15 protein-coding genes are annotated in these 17,786 nt (G+C 42.0%); 4 read left to right on the forward strand and 11 right to left on the reverse strand.

Annotation, left to right across the window (positions count from 1 at the left end; all coding sequences use genetic code 11):
- The first annotated feature begins 13 nt into the window (after nucleotides 1-13).
- Nucleotides 14-2,869 carry a valine--tRNA ligase gene (locus CWB80_RS07855; RefSeq protein WP_138598898.1) on the forward strand — a complete coding sequence of 952 codons (2,856 nt, stop codon included), beginning with the start codon at nucleotides 14-16 and terminating at the stop codon, nucleotides 2,867-2,869.
- Nucleotides 2,870-2,979: 110 nt separating this feature from the next.
- Here the strand turns inward: CWB80_RS07855 and CWB80_RS07860 are convergent, their stop codons facing one another.
- Entirely contained in the window at nucleotides 2,980-4,257 is a 1,278-nt protein-coding gene (locus tag CWB80_RS07860) for an outer membrane protein transport protein (protein ID WP_054552641.1), read from the reverse strand.
- A gap of 336 nt (nucleotides 4,258-4,593) precedes the next feature.
- On the opposite strand from CWB80_RS07860, the gene CWB80_RS22895 reads away from it, so the two are divergent.
- Nucleotides 4,594-4,917: a hypothetical protein gene (locus CWB80_RS22895; RefSeq protein WP_054552642.1), complete on the forward strand. Its 324-nt coding sequence runs from the start codon at nucleotides 4,594-4,596 to the stop codon at nucleotides 4,915-4,917.
- Here the strand turns inward: CWB80_RS22895 and CWB80_RS07870 are convergent.
- The 10 genes from CWB80_RS07870 to CWB80_RS07915 all read right to left on the reverse strand — a co-directional run bounded on the left by CWB80_RS07870 (nucleotide 4,877) and on the right by CWB80_RS07915 (nucleotide 15,263).
- Nucleotides 4,877-6,094: a cyclic di-GMP phosphodiesterase gene (locus CWB80_RS07870; protein ID WP_138598897.1), complete on the reverse strand. Its 1,218-nt coding sequence runs from the start codon at nucleotides 6,092-6,094 to the stop codon at nucleotides 4,877-4,879. The genes CWB80_RS22895 and CWB80_RS07870 overlap by 41 nt on opposite strands.
- 186 nt (nucleotides 6,095-6,280) lie before the next feature.
- The gene (rraB, locus tag CWB80_RS07875; RefSeq protein WP_054552644.1) at nucleotides 6,281-6,616 is read right to left on the reverse strand and encodes a ribonuclease E inhibitor RraB; all 336 of its coding nucleotides are present in this window, start codon (nucleotides 6,614-6,616) and stop codon (nucleotides 6,281-6,283) included.
- Entirely contained in the window at nucleotides 6,616-7,302 is a 687-nt protein-coding gene (locus CWB80_RS07880; protein ID WP_082389235.1) for a 1-acylglycerol-3-phosphate O-acyltransferase, read from the reverse strand. Before CWB80_RS07880 ends, rraB begins: the two co-directional genes overlap by 1 nt.
- Nucleotides 7,303-7,465: 163 nt before the next feature.
- Nucleotides 7,466-9,763 carry a DNA topoisomerase IV subunit A gene (gene parC / locus CWB80_RS07885; RefSeq protein WP_054552646.1) on the reverse strand — a complete coding sequence of 766 codons (2,298 nt, stop codon included), beginning with the start codon at nucleotides 9,761-9,763 and terminating at the stop codon, nucleotides 7,466-7,468.
- A gap of 10 nt (nucleotides 9,764-9,773) precedes the next feature.
- Entirely contained in the window at nucleotides 9,774-10,874 is a 1,101-nt protein-coding gene (locus tag CWB80_RS07890; RefSeq protein WP_138598896.1) for a PQQ-dependent sugar dehydrogenase, read from the reverse strand.
- A gap of 51 nt (nucleotides 10,875-10,925) precedes the next feature.
- Complete coding sequence (gene parE / locus CWB80_RS07895; protein WP_054552648.1) at nucleotides 10,926-12,815, reverse strand: DNA topoisomerase IV subunit B; 1,890 nt, start codon at nucleotides 12,813-12,815, stop codon at nucleotides 10,926-10,928.
- Nucleotides 12,816-12,848: 33 nt separating this feature from the next.
- Nucleotides 12,849-13,409 (reverse strand): YqiA/YcfP family alpha/beta fold hydrolase, encoded by a 561-nt coding sequence (locus tag CWB80_RS07900; RefSeq protein WP_054552649.1) that lies wholly within the window; start codon nucleotides 13,407-13,409, stop codon nucleotides 12,849-12,851.
- The gene (locus CWB80_RS07905; protein WP_138598895.1) at nucleotides 13,394-14,176 is read right to left on the reverse strand and encodes a metallophosphoesterase; all 783 of its coding nucleotides are present in this window, start codon (nucleotides 14,174-14,176) and stop codon (nucleotides 13,394-13,396) included. Before CWB80_RS07905 ends, CWB80_RS07900 begins: the two co-directional genes overlap by 16 nt.
- Entirely contained in the window at nucleotides 14,163-14,621 is a 459-nt protein-coding gene (locus CWB80_RS07910) for a DUF1249 domain-containing protein (RefSeq protein ID WP_138598894.1), read from the reverse strand. The genes CWB80_RS07905 and CWB80_RS07910 overlap by 14 nt, the downstream gene beginning before the upstream one ends.
- 9 nt (nucleotides 14,622-14,630) lie before the next feature.
- Nucleotides 14,631-15,263: an NUDIX domain-containing protein gene (locus CWB80_RS07915; RefSeq protein WP_138598893.1), complete on the reverse strand. Its 633-nt coding sequence runs from the start codon at nucleotides 15,261-15,263 to the stop codon at nucleotides 14,631-14,633.
- A gap of 150 nt (nucleotides 15,264-15,413) precedes the next feature.
- On the opposite strand from CWB80_RS07915, the gene tolC reads away from it, so the two are divergent.
- Together tolC and lpxL are read left to right on the forward strand one after the other, a co-directional pair.
- Nucleotides 15,414-16,754 (forward strand): outer membrane channel protein TolC, encoded by a 1,341-nt coding sequence (tolC, locus tag CWB80_RS07920; RefSeq protein ID WP_054552653.1) that lies wholly within the window; start codon nucleotides 15,414-15,416, stop codon nucleotides 16,752-16,754.
- 104 nt (nucleotides 16,755-16,858) lie between these two features.
- Nucleotides 16,859-17,785 carry an LpxL/LpxP family Kdo(2)-lipid IV(A) lauroyl/palmitoleoyl acyltransferase gene (lpxL, locus tag CWB80_RS07925; protein WP_138598892.1) on the forward strand — a complete coding sequence of 309 codons (927 nt, stop codon included), beginning with the start codon at nucleotides 16,859-16,861 and terminating at the stop codon, nucleotides 17,783-17,785.
- The last annotated feature ends 1 nt before the right edge of the window (nucleotide 17,786 follow it).

Genomic DNA, 17,786 nt, shown 5'->3' on the forward strand with positions numbered 1-17,786 from the left:
AAGGTTCTGTGTAATGGATAAAACCTATAATCCGCAAGATATTGAACAGTCTTTATACCAAGGCTGGGAAGAAAATGGCTACTTTAAACCGTCTGGCCAAGGTGACGCATACTCAATTATGATCCCGCCACCAAACGTCACGGGTAGCTTACACATGGGCCACGCGTTTCAAGATACCATCATGGATACGCTAACGCGTTTAAAGCGTATGCAAGGCAACAACACATTATGGCAAGTTGGTACTGACCACGCGGGTATCGCAACACAAATGCTTGTTGAGCGTAAGCTTGCTGCTGAAGAAGGTAAAACACGTCACGACCTAGGCCGTGAAGCATTCATCGATAAAATCTGGGAGTGGAAAAACCACTCTGGCGGCACGATCACTAAACAATTACGTCGTTTAGGCGCGTCTGTAGATTGGGACCGTGAGCGTTTCACTATGGACGAAGGCCTTTCTGAAGCGGTGAAAGAAGTATTCGTACGTCTTCACAAAGAAGATTTAATCTACCGTGGTAAGCGCCTAGTTAACTGGGATCCTAAACTACACACGGCGATTTCTGATCTTGAAGTTGAAAACAAAGACAAACAAGGTCATATGTGGAACCTACGTTACCCTCTTGCTGATGGCGTAAAAACCAAAGATGGTAAAGACTACATCATTGTTGCGACAACACGTCCTGAAACAATGCTAGGTGATACAGGTGTTGCTGTTAACCCTGATGATGAGCGCTACCAAGATCTGATCGGTAAAGAAATTTTACTGCCTATCGTAAACCGCCGTATTCCAATTGTTGCCGATGAACATGCAGACATGGAAAAAGGCACAGGTTGTGTGAAAATCACGCCTGCCCACGACTTTAACGATAACGAAGTGGGTAAACGTCACCAACTACCAATGATCAACATCTTCAATAAAGATGCAGCGGTATTAAGCGAAGGCGAAAGCTACACATTCGACGGTAAAGAGCTTGAATTAGATGCGCCAATTCCTGAGCGCCTACATGGCCTTGACCGCTTTGATGCACGTAAAGCGATTGTGAGCGAATTTGAAGAACTTGGTCTACTAGAAAAAATCGAAGATCACAGCCTAACTGTACCTTACGGTGACCGTTCTGGCGTAGTGATTGAGCCACTTCTTACTGATCAGTGGTACGTGCGCGTAGCACCTCTAGCAGAGCCTGCAAAAGAAGCAGTTAAAAATGGCGACATTAAATTTGTTCCTCAACAATACGAGAACATGTACTTCTCGTGGATGAACGACGTACAAGACTGGTGTATTTCACGTCAGCTTTGGTGGGGTCACCGCATCCCTGCTTGGTACGACAACGAAGGCAACGTATACGTTGGTCGTGACGAAGCTGAAGTACGCCGCGACAACAACCTTGCTGATGATGTTGCACTTAAGCAAGACGAAGACGTTTTAGATACCTGGTTCTCATCTGCGCTTTGGACTTTCTCAACGCAAGGCTGGCCTGCAAACACTGATGATTTAAAAACGTTCCACCCGTCTGACGTATTGGTAACAGGTTTCGATATTATTTTCTTCTGGGTTGCGCGTATGATCATGATGACCATGCACTTTATCAAAGATGAAGACGGCAAGCCACAAGTACCCTTTAAAACCGTTTACGTAACTGGCCTTATCCGTGATGAAAACGGCGATAAGATGTCTAAGTCGAAAGGTAACGTACTTGATCCTATCGACATGATTGACGGTATCGACCTTGAAAGCCTAGTTGAAAAGCGCACTGGTAACATGATGCAGCCACAACTAGCGAAGAAGATTGAGAAAAACACTCGTAAAACATTCGAAAACGGTATCGAAGCACACGGTACAGACGCACTGCGTTTTACCCTTGCGGCAATGGCTTCAACGGGCCGTGACATCAACTGGGATATGAACCGCCTTGAAGGTTACCGTAACTTCTGTAACAAGCTATGGAACGCGAGCCGTTACGTATTAATGAACACTGAAGAGCAAGACTGTGGTTTCGCTACAGATGCTGAGAAACAGTACTCACTTGCTGATCGTTGGATTTTAGGTCAATTTGAAGCAACGGTTAAAACCTATACTGAGCATCTAGAAAACTATCGTTTTGACCTAGCAGCAAACACCATTTATGAGTTCACTTGGAACCAATTCTGTGACTGGTACCTAGAACTGACTAAACCTGTACTGTTTAAAGGTAACGAAGCACAACAACGTGGTACTCGTCATACCCTAATCACGGTATTAGAAAGCCTACTTCGCTTAATGCACCCGTTAATGCCATACATCACAGAAACGATTTGGCAACGTGTTGCACCACTTGCAGGTATCGAAACTGCGGGCACTAGCATCATGGTTCAAGGGTTCCCTGTATATAATGAAGCAAATGTTGATAGCCAAGCGATGGACGACCTTGAGTGGGTTAAACAATTCATTCTTGCTATTCGTAACATCCGTGGTGAAATGGATATCAGCCCAAGCAAACCATTATCGGTATTGCTTGCGAATGCGTCTGACGAAGACAAGCGCCGCTTAACGGATAACGAAGCATTCTTAGCGTCGCTTGCTAAGCTTGAAGAGTTCACGCTTCTTGATAACAAAGACGATGCACCAGCGTGTGCAACATCGTATGTTGGTAACCTTGAGATCATGATCCCAATGGCTGGCCTAATCGATGTTGAAGCTGAATTAGCTCGTATTGCGAAGCAGCTTGAAAAAGCAGAAAAAGGCTTAGCACAGGTTCAAAACAAGTTAGCTAACGAGAAGTTCGTAAATAATGCGCCAGAGGCTGTACTTGCTAAAGAGCATGCTAAGCTGGCTGAGTTTACCGATGCGAAAGACAAACTATTAGCGCAAAAAGCGAAAATCGAAAGTCTATAACAGCATATATCAAGCGCGATTTATTCGCGCTTACAAAAAAGCCGCGCTATAACAATGTTATAGCGCGGCTTTTTAATGCTCTGTAGCAGCGACTTTACGTCGCGTTACAATTAAAATTTGTAGTTGTACTGAGCACCTACTAGAACTGCGTGACCTTTTGATTCATAGTCCCATGAAACATCTTGGCCAACTGATGCAGCTAGGCTGTCTTTTTCAGAGAAGTTTTGTGTTTTACCACGAAGAATACTTACACCTAGGTCAATATTTGAGTTTTCGCTGAATGCGTAGTTACCACCAAATGAGAACCAGAAACGATCTGTATCAGGGATAGAGATTGAAAGGTGAGATTGGTCTGCTGGCGACTCATCGTATGCAATACCTGCACGAAGTAAAAGAGCGTCGCTGTACTGGTAGTCAGTACCGATAGAGTAACGCATTGAATCAGAGAAGTTCTCTTCTTTAGAGAATACAGGTGCTTCTTGACTAGGCGTATAAGCTTCTAATTTTTGGAAGCTATCCCAGCCAGTCCATAAAATGCTGTAGTGCACGCCAAGCTTCTTATCGATTTGGTGTGAACCAGAGAACTCAGCAATGGCTGGTAAGGTTAATTTTAACTCACCCGGAACTTTAGTACCCGCTAAACCGCCAACAGCAGCTGGTAGTTGGTTTGAGTACTCACCTTCAAAATCAATATCAGTTTCACTACGGTAGTTAAAACCAAAACGGTTGTTTTCGTCTAACTGATACATAGCACCAATGTTCCAACCAAAGCCGTAGTCGTCACCTTCAAGGTGAGCGATTTGCGTGCTCGCTGGTAAACCTAATGGGTTTGCACCTGCATTACGCACCACTTTCGCATCAGCATAAACATAGTTTAAACCAAGGCCTAGGCTGAACTGTTCGTTGATTTTGTATGAAGCACTTGCATTCATGTTAACAGTCACGATTTCAGTTTCGCCTGCGATAGAGCCTGCTGCGTAATCGTCTTTAAATTCAGTTGAAAGACCAAAGTTTGAAAAAGCACCAAAGCCTAAAGATACTTTGTCGTTTAATGGCATAGTGAAGTAACCAGCAGGAATAAATGCTGATGGCGCGATGCTATCGTCATCGATAGAGCTTTCATCTAAGCCGTATGCAGCACTTTCACCTTCTAAGCTAACATCTGGAATTACAGCAATACCTGCCACTGAGATTTGCTTGTCTTTAAATAAAGACATAAGTGCAGGGTTACGAGCAACAACTGAGGCATCGTCAGCAACGGCTGCTTCACCAGCGTATGCACGGCCTAAACCTGAAACGTTTTGCTCTGCTAATTGGAAAGCTGCAGCAAAGCTGTCAGCAGAAACAACAGCAAGTGATGCTGCAATTAGTGTTTTCGTGAACTTCATAAATCTGTGTCCTCTTGCAAACTTGTGCGAAAACTAATCCAACAATGAGGGCAACCTATTAGTTAAGCATAAAAGATTAGCACTGTATGTTGGCGTTAGATGTTTTATTCTAATGATTATAAACTTTCGAACATTACCTTAATTAAGATCAAAAAACTGTAATTTTTCGTTAGAAATAGGTAAAAAACCCGCATTTTAACAACAAGATAACAACTTATTAAAACTCATCAGATCTCTGATTACAAACCAAACAAACGATATTAATTATCATTTGCATTGACTTATCGCATTTGTAGCTTTAGACTAAAAATAAAAGTTTCTCAGTTGAGTTTGAGTATGGAAATCGCCTTTATTATTGTGGCACTAATGTTATGCGGTGTGAGCGTTCATTATTTTTGTAAAGCAAATTATTGTGCATGTACTAAAGCAGGTGATTGCGACAACCCAGTCAATCACTATTGGTTAGGCGCTATGTTTAGCTCAGTTTTGTCTCTTTTATTGTGTTGCGTAGCCTTACATGTCGAAAAAGGGACGCTATTGTGGTTAGTTTTAATGATAAGTTGTTTTAGTGGGGCATTTATTTCAGCTAAACGCAGCGCCAAAAAACGCTGTGTTAAGTCTAAACAAGCAGATGCTCTTTTAACAAACGAGCCAAATTAAGCTGATAATCTAAGGGTTTAATACTGGCAATAATTTTTAGTTCTTTTTCCACGTTCAAATCGACATCTTTCGCCGTCACGTGGTGCTTATGTTTAGCATTATAAAATACTTTCACTTTTGGTTTGATTGGATTCTCGTGATTCCCTTCCATTACTAACGCTAAACGATCATTATTTAACTTAACAATAGTACCGACAGGGTGTACACCTAGACATTTAATAAAGCGCTGCACTAATTCAGAATCAAACATTTGTTTGTTCGCAAGTAAATAACGCAAAGCCGAAATAGGTTCTTCTCCCATTTGATGAGGCCTATCTGCCGTCATAGCATCATAAACATCAGCAATTGCCATCATTCTTGCAGGGCGGCTAAGCTTTTCAGCGGTAATACCGCGTGGATAACCTGTACCATCTAAACGTTCATGATGATTTACTATCATATCAAGCATTAGTGGAGTAATGCCCTTCTCGCCTTTCACTAAACCTAAACTCTGCGCCACATGTTTTTTAACGACTTGCATTTCGTTATCATTCAATGCGCTTGGCTTAGATAAAACACCTTGCGGCATTTTAGCTTGGCCAATATCATGCAGCAAAGCTCCCATCGCCAGTTCTTTGATCGTCTTTTCTTTATAGCCTAAATACTTAGCAAACACACTCACCAAAATCGCAGTGTTGATCATGTGACGCCAGTTATAAATATGTTTATCTTTGAGACGAGTTAAAATAGTTAATGCATTGTGATTTCGAAAAACGGAGCCGACTATATCAACAGCAATGTCGTCAAGCACTGCCATATTCATTTTTAGTCCAGCTGTAATATCGGAATATAAACTTTGTAGCTTACGACTATGCTGCTCATAGTGAACACTAGCTTTTAGAAACTCTTGTTGAACCGTGATCCCTTGCGGCTCTTCATTAGCAGCAGGTTTTTGTTCAACCTTCGGTTTAGCCGGTTCAGGCTTTGGTTGGTATTTTTTAGGGAGTGCAACATCGCTTTGTGTAAAGTCGATGAGTAGCTCTTCAACCCCCTCAGAGATCAGGCGCTGAATAATTGTTTTATCACGCACTAAACCACGTGTTTTGATCTTAATACTATTTACATGCTCTTGTTGCTTACTGACACTGTCAACAAACATCCCTGGAACAAGTTCGGCAATGGGTAAAGTAATAAGCATAGGTAAGCTTAGCGCATATAAACATCGAGTTTTTTATTATCGCTAATTGATTACAAATGTCTATAGATTGAATAACGAATACGAAATAGGTATTAGTCAGAAGGGTAAACTAACGAGTCAAGCAACTCGCTAGATTGTGGTAGTTCAGTCTAAGAGCTGACGGCAGATAGCTGACAGCTCTAAATCTTACTCCTGAAAGTAAGTGCCCCAGCCGTCGTATTCAACGTCTGTTTGCTGAGCAAGCGCTTCTAACTTGTCTACGTCTTCCATAATGGCTTCTACATCAAGTTCACACTCAACAACCACGTCAAAGCTCCATACTTTCTCGCCGTCTTCTAGCTCAAGTTCAGCTGGTTCTTCAACATCGTAACCTAGTTTAAAAGCGGCTAAAGCTGCTTGCTCTAATTTTTCAAAATTTTCGCTAACAAAGTGGTGTTCCACTTCATAAAGTACTTCAGGATCTGAGCCATCTTCAAGCAATGAAGTAACGATGTCTTCAGTAATTTCGCGCCAATTTTCCATTATTTGTTTCTCACTTGAGCATCTAATTCAGTTATTTTAGCGGCCATAATCTGATGAACATGTGAAGCATGGTCACGAGCAGATACGTCTTTATCAAGATAAATCGGCGCTAACATTTCGAGGTAAATTGTACCATTATCCCAGCGATTTAGCTTAATAGTTTTGTGCGTTGTACTCATACAAACTGGCACAACCGGCACATCAGCACTCATTGCTGTGTGAAATGCCCCTGTTTTAAAAGGTAATAAACCGCGACCATAGCTTCGCGTGCCCTCAGGAAACATCCACACCGACAAGCCTTTTTGTTTTATTTTCTCAGCTGATTTAGAAATTGTGCCCGCCGCTTTTGAGCGGTTAGCACGGTCAATTAAGATATTGCCCGATAACCAATATAGCTGACCAAAAAACGGGATCCATTTGAGGCTTTTTTTACCAAGGCTTACGCAGTTCTCTGGCACCATGGCAGGTAAAGTGAATAGGTCATAGTTATTTTGATGATTTGCTACATAGACAGCAGGACCAATATTTTTTGGAGTCTCGTGATATTTAAGCTCTAGTTTGACACCTAAAATTTTAGCTACCTTGCAAAACCAACCCGCAATAATATGCACGTTATTTGTATGAAACGGCTTCACAATGCATAAAAGCAGCCCAAAAACACAGCTTAAAACAATAAATAACGCCATGAAAATTATGCGAAAAATAGCTAACAAACGAATTCTCCTCGTATTAATCAGCGCGCATTATAACGTGAAAAATAGCATTTCCATAGCTTTAAGCGCACATGTGTACGCTTAAAATTTCATAACGTTTTAACAATAAAAAGGCCTGCAATTGCAGGCCTCTGGTTTACTCAGTTACTTCACTTGGCGACTCATCACTGTCATCAGTTTGAGTCACTTCGACTACAGCTTCATCAACACGCTGTAAGCCTCGGGGTAACTTATTACCTCGTCTACCACGTTCACCATGATAATGCTCAAGATCAGCCGGTTTGAGTGTCAGTTTTCGTTTACCTGCATGCAGGGTTACGCTACTGCCCGCAGGCACCACAGCCAGCACTTTTACAAACTCTTCACGGGCTTGCACTTTCGCACTTGGGATAGAAATAATCTTATTTCCTTTACCTTTACTAAGCTTAGGTAAATCGCGCAGTGGGAATAACAACATGCGGCCTTCGTTAGAAATTGCCATACAGTAATCTGTTGCTACGTCAGTTACTCTAATTGGCGCGAGTAATTCACCGCCTTTAGGAACACTGACCAGCGCTTTACCGTTTTTGTTCTTACTCACCAGATCTTTAAAGTCACTTATAAAGCCATAGCCTGCATCGGAAGCCATTAACAACACTTGGTTGTCTTCTGCCATCACCACATGCTCAAAGTTGGCGCCAGAGCTTAAGTTAAAGCGCCCTGTCATTGGTTCGCCTTGGCTTCGAGCTGAAGGTAAACTATGTGCATCAGTAGCAAAAGCACGACCACTTGAATCTAAGAACACTGCAGGCTGGTTACTCTTACCTCGCGCTGAGGCTTTATAGCTGTCGCCTGACTTATAACTCAGCCCTTCAACATCTAAATCATGGCCTTTACCAACACGTGCCCAACCTTTTTCGGATAACACAACGGTCACTGATTCTGAAGGGATAAGGTCTTTTTCACTTAGCGCTTTTGCTTCTAAACGTTCAACAACTGGTGAGCGACGATCATCACCATACATTTCAGCCGCTTCTTGAATTTCTTTTTTCATCAAGGTCGACATACGACGCTCTGAACCAAGCGTTTGCTCTAACTTGTCACGCTCAAGGGCAAGTTCATCTTGCTCACCTTTAATCTTGAACTCTTCAAGTTTTGCTAAATGACGTAGTTTTAACTCTAAAATCGCTTCTGCTTGAATATCTGTTAAACCAAAACGCTCCATTAAAACAGGCTTTGGTTTATCTTCAGTACGGATAATTTCGATAACTTCATCAATATTTAAAAAGGCCGTTAATAAACCTTCTAAAATATGTAAGCGTGCTAATACTTTATCTAAACGGTGCTGTAAGCGACGGCGAACTGTTTCACGGCGGAACGTTAACCACTCAGTTAAGATACTACGTAAATCTTTAACTTGCGGACGACCATCAAGGCCAAGCATGTTTAAGTTTACGCGGTAGTTCTTTTCTAAATCTGTGGTTGCAAATAGGTGCGCCATTAATGGCTCAGCCTTGATGCGGTTAGAACGCGGAACAATCACGATGCGGGTCGGGTTTTCGTGATCAGATTCGTCACGTAAATCAGCAACCATCGGCAACTTTTTAGCGTTCATCTGCGCTGCAATTTGCTCAAGCACTTTAGCACCTGAACACTGATGAGGCAGCGCGGTGATCACTATGTCACCTTGCTCTTCAGTGTAAATTGCACGCATCTTGATAGAACCACGTCCGGTTTGATAAATCTTACGAATATCGTCTTTCGGTGTGATGATCTCAGCTTCTGTTGGGTAGTCAGGCGCATGCACTAACTCAAGCAACTCTTCGATTTCAGTTTTTGGCTTATCAAGTAATAAACAACAGGCACTGGCAACTTCACGCACATTGTGTGGTGGAATATCGGTTGCCATACCTACAGCAATACCCGTTACACCATTGAGTAAGATGTGCGGTAAACGCGCAGGTAACACCATTGGCTCATCAAGTGTGCCGTCAAAGTTTGCGGTCCAATCGACAGTGCCTTGACCCAGCTCTTTTAGTAAAACTTCTGAGAACTTAGATAAACGCGCTTCGGTGTAACGCATTGCAGCAAATGACTTAGGATCATCGGCAGCACCCCAGTTACCTTGACCGTCCACCAGCGGGTAGCGGTAAGAAAACGGCTGCGCCATTAACACCATGGCTTCGTAACAAGCACTATCACCATGAGGGTGATATTTACCCAGTACATCACCCACGGTACGGGCTGATTTTTTATATTTTGCTTGCGCCGATAACCCCAGTTCGCTCATTGCATAGATGATACGACGCTGTACAGGCTTTAGACCGTCACCTACATGAGGTAAGGCACGGTCCATAATGACGTACATTGAGTAGTTTAAGTAGGCGTCTTCAGTAAAGCGCCCCATTGTTTGTTGTTCTATGCCTTGCATCAGCAAGGTATCTGTATCACTCATTAACGCTTACCTATTTTTTCTTAGCACTAACGCGATAGATCACATTAGCAAAGTCGTCTGAGATCAATAAGCTGCCATCTGCAAGCTCTGCAAATGCAACTGGGCGACCAAATGTTTCTTCGTTTTGCATAAAGCCTGTGATGAACGGGGTGTACTTAGTAATACGACCTTGTTCAACATTCGCTAGCATCACTTTGTAGCCTGACTTTTTACTGCGGTTCCATGAACCATGCTCAGCAACAAAAAGCTGCTCTTTGAATTTAGCAGGAAACTGCTTACCGTTATAAAAATGAATACCTAAAGGAGCAACATGAGCACCAAGTGCAAGGGCTGGCGATTTGTAGTCAGCAATACTTTTACCTTTACCAAACTCAGGATCTAAAATCGCCCCAGCGTGAACATAAGGGAAACCATAATGCGTACCCTCTTCACCTTCACCAACACGGTTAATTTCACAAGGTGGCATGTCATCGCCCATCATGTCACGGCCGTTATCACTAAACCAAAATGCATTCGTTGTAGGGTGATAATCAAAACCAACTGAATTACGAACGCCTTTGGCAATTGTTTTAATTTCTTTTGTGTCAACATCTAACGAGAAGATACGACCATATTTTTCGTCTTCAGCACAAATGTTACATGGTACACCCACTGGCACAATTAACTCACCAGTTGGCGCAAAACTAATGAATTTCCAGCCATGGTGACGATCAGTTGGAAACTTATCGTATACCACGTCGTATTTAGGATCTTTTAAATTTTTATCAACGTCTTTAAAACGGATGATACGTGACACTTCAGCCACATATAAATCACCATCTTTAATCGCTAAACCTGATGGCATTTCAAGACCTGTGGCAATAACCATTTTTCTGTCAGCCACACCATCACTGTTATGGTCAATCAACGCATAAACATTGCCTGCTTTACGTGAGCCTGCGTAAACAATACCTCTTTTTGATACCGCAATTTGACGTGCATTTTCTACATCATCAGCAAACAGGCTAATAGAAAACCCATCAGCAACTGTTAACTTATCAAGAATATCTTTTGCCATTGCAGGCGCTGATAACAAGCTCAGCGACAATAATGAGGTCAGTAGTTTTTTCATTTTTTCTTGCCCTTTAATTCGTTGCTAGCAACTAGGTTGCTACACCTTTAACTAAACTTCTGCGCGGTTTCCGTGATCTTCTAACCACTGACGACGATCTGACGAACGTTTCTTTGCAAGAAGCATATCCATCATTTCCATGGTTTGCTCTTCTTCATCTAAGGTTAATTGCACTAAACGACGCGTATTAGGATCCATCGTGGTTTCGCGTAATTGTAACGGGTTCATTTCACCTAACCCTTTGAAGCGTTGAACATTAACCTTACCGCGTTTTTTCTCAGCTTCAATGCGCGCTAAAATACCGTTCTTTTCGTCTTCATCAAGGGCGTAGTAAACCTCTTTACCAATGTCGATACGAAATAGCGGCGGCATAGCTACATACACATGGCCTTGTTTGATAAGCGATGGAAAGTGACGAACAAACAGCGCACAAAGCAAGGTAGCAATGTGTAATCCATCTGAGTCAGCATCGGCCAAGATACAAATCTTGTTATAACGCAGACCAGATAAATCACTTGAATCAGGGTCAATACCCAGAGCGACAGAAATATCATGCACCTCTTGCGATGCTAAAATCTGCCCAGATTCAACTTCCCAGGTATTTAAAATCTTACCGCGCAGCGGCATGATTGCTTGGAATTCACGGTCGCGCGCTTGTTTTGCTGAACCACCTGCTGAATCACCCTCTACTAAAAACAGTTCAGTACGGTCATTATCTTGGGCACTGCAATCCGTTAATTTACCCGGTAATGCAGGGCCTGAGGTAACACGCTTACGCACAACTTTTTTAGCAGCACGTAAACGGCGCTGCGCATTTGAGATACATAACTCAGCTAATAATTCTGCCGTTTCTGTATGCTCGTTTAACCATAAACTAAATGAGTCTTTTACCACACCTGATACAAACGCAGCGCATGAGCGAGAAGACAGCTTTTCTTTTGTTTGGCCAGCAAACTGTGGGTCTTGCATTTTAACCGACAATACGTAGCTACAACGCTCCCAAATATCATCTGGTGTTAGCTTTACACCACGTGGTAATAGGTTTCTAAATTCACAAAATTCACGCATTGCTTCAAGCAAGCCTTGGCGTAAACCATTAACGTGTGTACCGCCTTGTGCAGTAGGAATTAAGTTTACATAACTTTCAGCGATTGATTCACCGCCTTCAGGTAGCCAAACAACCGCCCAGTCAGCGCCTTCGGTTGAACTTGAAAAATCACCAATAAACGGCTCTTTTGGTAATACTTCAAAGCCTTTGACTGCTTCAACTAGGTAATCTTTTAAGCCTGTTTCGTAATACCACTCTTGGCTTTCTTTGGTTTGCTTGTTAGTAAACTTAATGCGCAAGCCTGGGCACAATACCGCTTTGGCTTTTAATAAGTGATTAAGCTTAGTAATTGAAAAGTTAGCTGAGTCAAAATAGCTCGCATCTGGCCAAAAACGTACAGTTGTCCCTGTGTTACGTTTACCCACAGTACCAATGACGTTTAGATCTTCAACCTTGTCACCGTTTTCAAAAGCCATACGAAATTGCTGCGCATCACGGCGCACAGTCACTTCAACACGAGTCGATAGCGCATTTACAACCGAAATACCTACCCCGTGTAAACCACCTGAGAACTGATAGTTTTTATTAGAGAACTTACCACCGGCGTGCAGCTTGGTAAAAATAAGTTCCACACCCGGGATACCTTCTTCAGGGTGAATATCAATCGGCATACCACGGCCATCATCGATAACCTCAAGGGAGTTATCTTCATGAAGGATGACATCTATTTTAGTGGCATGGCCTGCCATTGCTTCATCGACACTGTTATCGATAACTTCTTGACCTAAATGATTAGGTCGAACCGTGTCGGTATACATACCTGGGCGGCGTTTTACGGGCTCTAATCCGTTTAAGACTTCAATTGCTTCGGCGTTATAATTTTGCTGACTCATAGTTTTTATATCTTTTATGCGCTTAGCTATGTTTTACGTGATTTTAAGAAAATCTACAATACTTGCAAAGGTTTGTTCGAAGCCGATAAAACTATGATCGCCTCCAAATTCAACGTGTTGCTTACACTGAGAATAATATTTAACCGCCTGCTGAAATGGCAGTACTTCATCGCCCGTTTGCTGTAGCAAATAAATCAATGAAGGGGTGTCTAATTGCGGCAAATATAAACTGCGCAATGCATCCATGTGACGAGTACCAAGTTCATAATGACTATCTTGATACGGGTTATAATTTTCCCCTAAATAGTTACCGAGTAACTCAAATGGGCGAACCGCAGGGTTAATGACTACCGCGGGTATTGAATAACGTTGCGACAAATAGGTCGCATAAAAACCACCTAATGAACTACCTAGTAATACAGTATCATCATTTAGCAGTTGTTCTAATTGTAAAATTGCATGTAATGGCTCATGAGTTAATCGCGGCACCTGATAATCGACATCAAATTGCGCCATGTGCTCACCAAAACGAACAGCTTTGTAAGATTGCTCAGAGCTATTAAAGCCATGAATATAAATTACTCTTTTAGCCATACTACATCCGTGGTTAGCAGTAAGTTTTGTTGCTCATCAATTATTAAGTCGATGATTCGAAATGCGGGGCCTAAATCCTCTTGCTGCCATGCCATCGTGTGTTTGCTAAATTGTATTGAGCAGGCCGGTGTCGCATACACACTAAGGTTACGGTAATTTTGCGTGTACTCATGATGCACATGACCATGGAACACGCCCACACACTGCTCAGTATTGACGCAGGTATTTAAAAATTGCGGGCCATTTTCTAGCATATGTTTATCTAGATAGGCTTGAATAGGCAGTGGGTTATGATGACAAAACACCACACTTTGAACCTGCCCTACCGCTTGGCTTAATTCATCTAAATGCGTTTGTGTTACCCAGCCGGCCGGCGTCGGGCCTTTTGAGTTAGCTAACAGCAACTGCCCACCTAAAAAGGTAATGCGTTTATTGTTTAAAATTTGCGGGCTTATAAGCTTTTCATATTCAGCAAGTTCATCATGATTACCCGGCAGCCAAAACACCGGACAACTCAGCGCTGAGTCTGCTATTAATTTAGCAAAAAGCTGGTAAGACTCAGTGCTGTGATCTTGTGTTAAATCTCCACCAAATACCACACAATCCACATCTAATTCAGCAATCGCTTCTAAACAGCGTGAAAAATACGCTGCCGTATTCACGCTAAAGTATTCACCATGGATGTCTTTTGATAAGTGGCAATCAGTGATGTGGGCAACTTTCAGTGCTGTTTTATCAAAATGGAAGGCGTCACTAAACCAAGCCATTATTTACATCCCAATTTAAAACTGCTCGGCCGTTTTCAACACAAGCCACCAGCCAGTCATACAAAAAGGCGTTAAGCTGATATTTTTCATCTTTTTGGTGCATATTCGGATTAGGGTAAGCATAGGAAGGCTTGATGCGCTGATGAAAATCATGATGCACGATTTCGGCTACTTTCGCATCATGATACATGCGCACAGTTAAATACAAAGGCTTAACCGAAGGCAAATGACCGGCTTCTTGTCTGATAGAAATATCTGTGGTGTATTTTGCTGTATCGTCAACTTTAACCGCAAAAGTGCTGTGCCCTAATTGCACTTTACGTTCCTGACCTATACGTCGCTCATTAGGTAATAGTTTTAGCGCACGCACGTAATTATGCTCACACAAAGTTAAGTACTTAGGTAAGCTTTGAATATAACGCTGCTGGGCACTGACGTACGACAAAATAATCCCCTATGAGTTTTTCCAATCAGACAGTATACGTTGCTTATTCAGTGCTAACCACTGTAATGAGATAACTGTCGCTGCATTATCTATTTCACCCTGTTCTAGGCGCAGCATAGCTTCATCATATGACATTACATGAGTTTTGATATCTTCATCTTCATTATCAAGGCCAAAAATACCGCCTTGATACCCTGCTAAGTCAGTGCGCGCTAAATATAAATACAAACGTTCAGTGGTGCCGCCGGGGCTTGAAAGATACGACATCATAAATTCCAGCTCGTTAAGCTCAATACCGGCTTCTTCGAATGCTTCACGTTTGGCAACATCTTCATAATCAGTACTGCCATCAGCCATGCCTGCAATACACTCAAGTAACCAAGGTGACTGCTTTGATGCGAGTGCCCCGATTCTAATTTGTTCAATTAATAAAACTTGGTCAGTTTTAGGGTCATAAGGAAGTACAGCAACAGCATGGTCGCGCTCTAAAATTTCACGTTTAACTTCTACTGATTTACCACCCGCAAACAAGGCATGATGAAAGCGATAGATATTAATTTTAAAGAAACCATTATAAACACGCTCAATTGGCTTTAACTCTATGTCATCATGGTTAAATTGTGAGACTGCTGATATTTTCATCCTTTATTTCCTTTACACTGCAAGCAAAAATTACGACCAATTATATTCTGTTACACTTGGACATGCAGATTTACGTAATTTTTTTTTGGTTATTCATTAAAAAAGAGTACCATGGTGATAGTACAAAATTGTCTAAGGACTGAACGAACAATGAAAAAAACTCTACTCGCTGCGCTGATCGGGTTTTCAAGCGCACTGACTGCAACAGCTAGTTATGCTGAAGACTTACTACAAGTTTACGAGATTGCTACAGCAAACGATCCTACCGTACTTAAAGCAAAAGCCCAAGCAGATGCGCAAGCTTATGAAAGTGATCGCGCGTTAAGTGCACTATTACCACAAATTGGCTTAAGCCTTGGTTATGAAACAACCAAGTCTGATCTTTATGAGGGTAATGATACTACAGGTTATGCTGGTTATGATTACGATCCTGATGTTTTCAGCCGTGGTATTAGCCTAAACCAAACACTATTTGATTTAGGCGCTTGGAACTCGCTAGGTATTGCTGATAAGCAAGCATTACAAGCAGACGCTCAGTATGATTTTGCACGTCAAGATCTAATCGTTCGTGTAGCTGAGGGTTACTTCAACGTACTAAGTGCAATCGATAACCTTGAGTTTGTTCAAGCAGAAAAGCGTGCCATCGAGCGCCAATTGCAACAAACTAAAGAGCGTTATGCGGTAGGTTTAACAGCAATCACTGACGTACACGAAGCACAAGCTCAATATGATAACTCTGTTGCACAAGAAATTGTTGCTAAGAACAGTGTTGAAACAGCGCGTGAGCAACTTCGCGAAATTACTGGTAAATACCACGCAAAACTAGACATGTTGAATACAGATACATTTTCAACTGTTGCGCCAAATAAACAATCGTCTGAGTACATCAAAATTGCTGAAGACAACAACTTAAATCTGCAAGTTTCTAAAGTAACGGTTGATATTGCAAAAGATCAAATTGATTTAGCAAAAGCGGGGCACTATCCGAAGCTAACATTAAGTGCTTCTTACGGTGACAGCCTAACCGATCTAAATAGCAACTCACATCAACCTCGTGAAGATAGCGCTAAAATTGGCGTTAACTTTAGCCTACCGATTTACTCAGGTGGTGCTACAACTGCAGCAACAGATCAAGCTCGCGCTTTTTATGTTGCCGCAAGTGAAGATTTAGAAGCAAGTTTACGTGCAGTAACTCGCTCGGTTATTACATCATATAACCAAGTAGTGTCTGACATTGCCACGTATAAAGCCTTACAACAAGCTGTTGTTTCTGCAGAAAGTGCACTTAAAGCAACTGAAGCAGGCTTTGAAGTTGGTACACGTACTATCGTTGACGTATTGATCAGCACGCAAAACTTATATAACGCAAAAAGTAACTTAGCAAATGTTCGTTACCGCTATGTTGTTTCAACACTTCGCTTGAAACAAGCTGCTGGTACACTAACTAGTGAAGACCTTATTGCTATTAACCAAGGTTTAAAAGAAATCTAAATATTTCTTCGAAACTTATACCAACAAAGCCAGCCTCGCGCTGGCTTTTTGTATTTTTAAACACTTACAGTTAAACTAGCTTTTTTATTTTTAGAGATTTTTTTGTGGTTAGTTCATCACCGTTTAAAGCGTCTTTTTTGGGCCCTCGCTACTGGTTAACTTGGGTTGGCATTTTCTTTTTATATCTTATCTCTTGGTTGCCACATAAATTGCAACTAGCGCTTGGAAAACTGCTCGGCCGCCTAGTACACCGTTTTATGAAACGTCGTCGCCATATTGCTGAGGTGAATATTCGTTTGTGCTTTCCTGGAATGCCAGAGCATGAACAACGCGAACTAGTTCGTAAAAATATGGAAAATACCGGTATTGCGATGATGGAAACCGGCATGGCTTGGTGGTGGCCCGAGTGGCGAGTTAAAAAAGTGTATGGCTCGATAAAAGGGTTAGAATATTTTCAGCAAATTCAGCAATCAGGCAAAGGCGTTTTACTTCTTGTTCCACACATTTTACACCTTGAAATGGCGAGTCGGGTAATGGGCTTAAAGCACCAAGGTATTGGTTTTTATCGCCCACATAATAATCCTCTAATGGAGTATTTTACTACCAATGGTCGCTTACGCTCTAATGAATATCTAATCGGTAAAAAAGATGTCAAAGGCCTACTGCAAGCCCTCAAAAACAAGAAGGTTTGTTACTACTTGCCAGATCAAGACTATGGCCGTAATCGTTGCGAGTTTGCACCGTTTTATGCGGTAAAAGATACAGCAACAACTACAGGTGCACTGCTGTTTGCCAATAGTAAGAACTGCGAAACCGTAAGTTTAACGAGTCGTCGTGATGAGAATGGATGCTATCATCTAGAAGTGCTTCCTATTTTAGAAAATTTCCCTAGTGGCGATAACCTTGCTGATGTAACACGCGTTAACCAGCGTATGGAACAAGCAATAAACGTGGCTCCTGAGCAGTACATGTGGCTACATCGCCGCTTTAAAACTCGTCCAGATAAGAATGCACCTTCTTATTACAAGTAGA

This window comes from Pseudoalteromonas sp. S1650 (assembly GCF_005887195.1).
GTDB lineage: Bacteria > Pseudomonadota > Gammaproteobacteria > Enterobacterales > Alteromonadaceae > Pseudoalteromonas > Pseudoalteromonas simplex.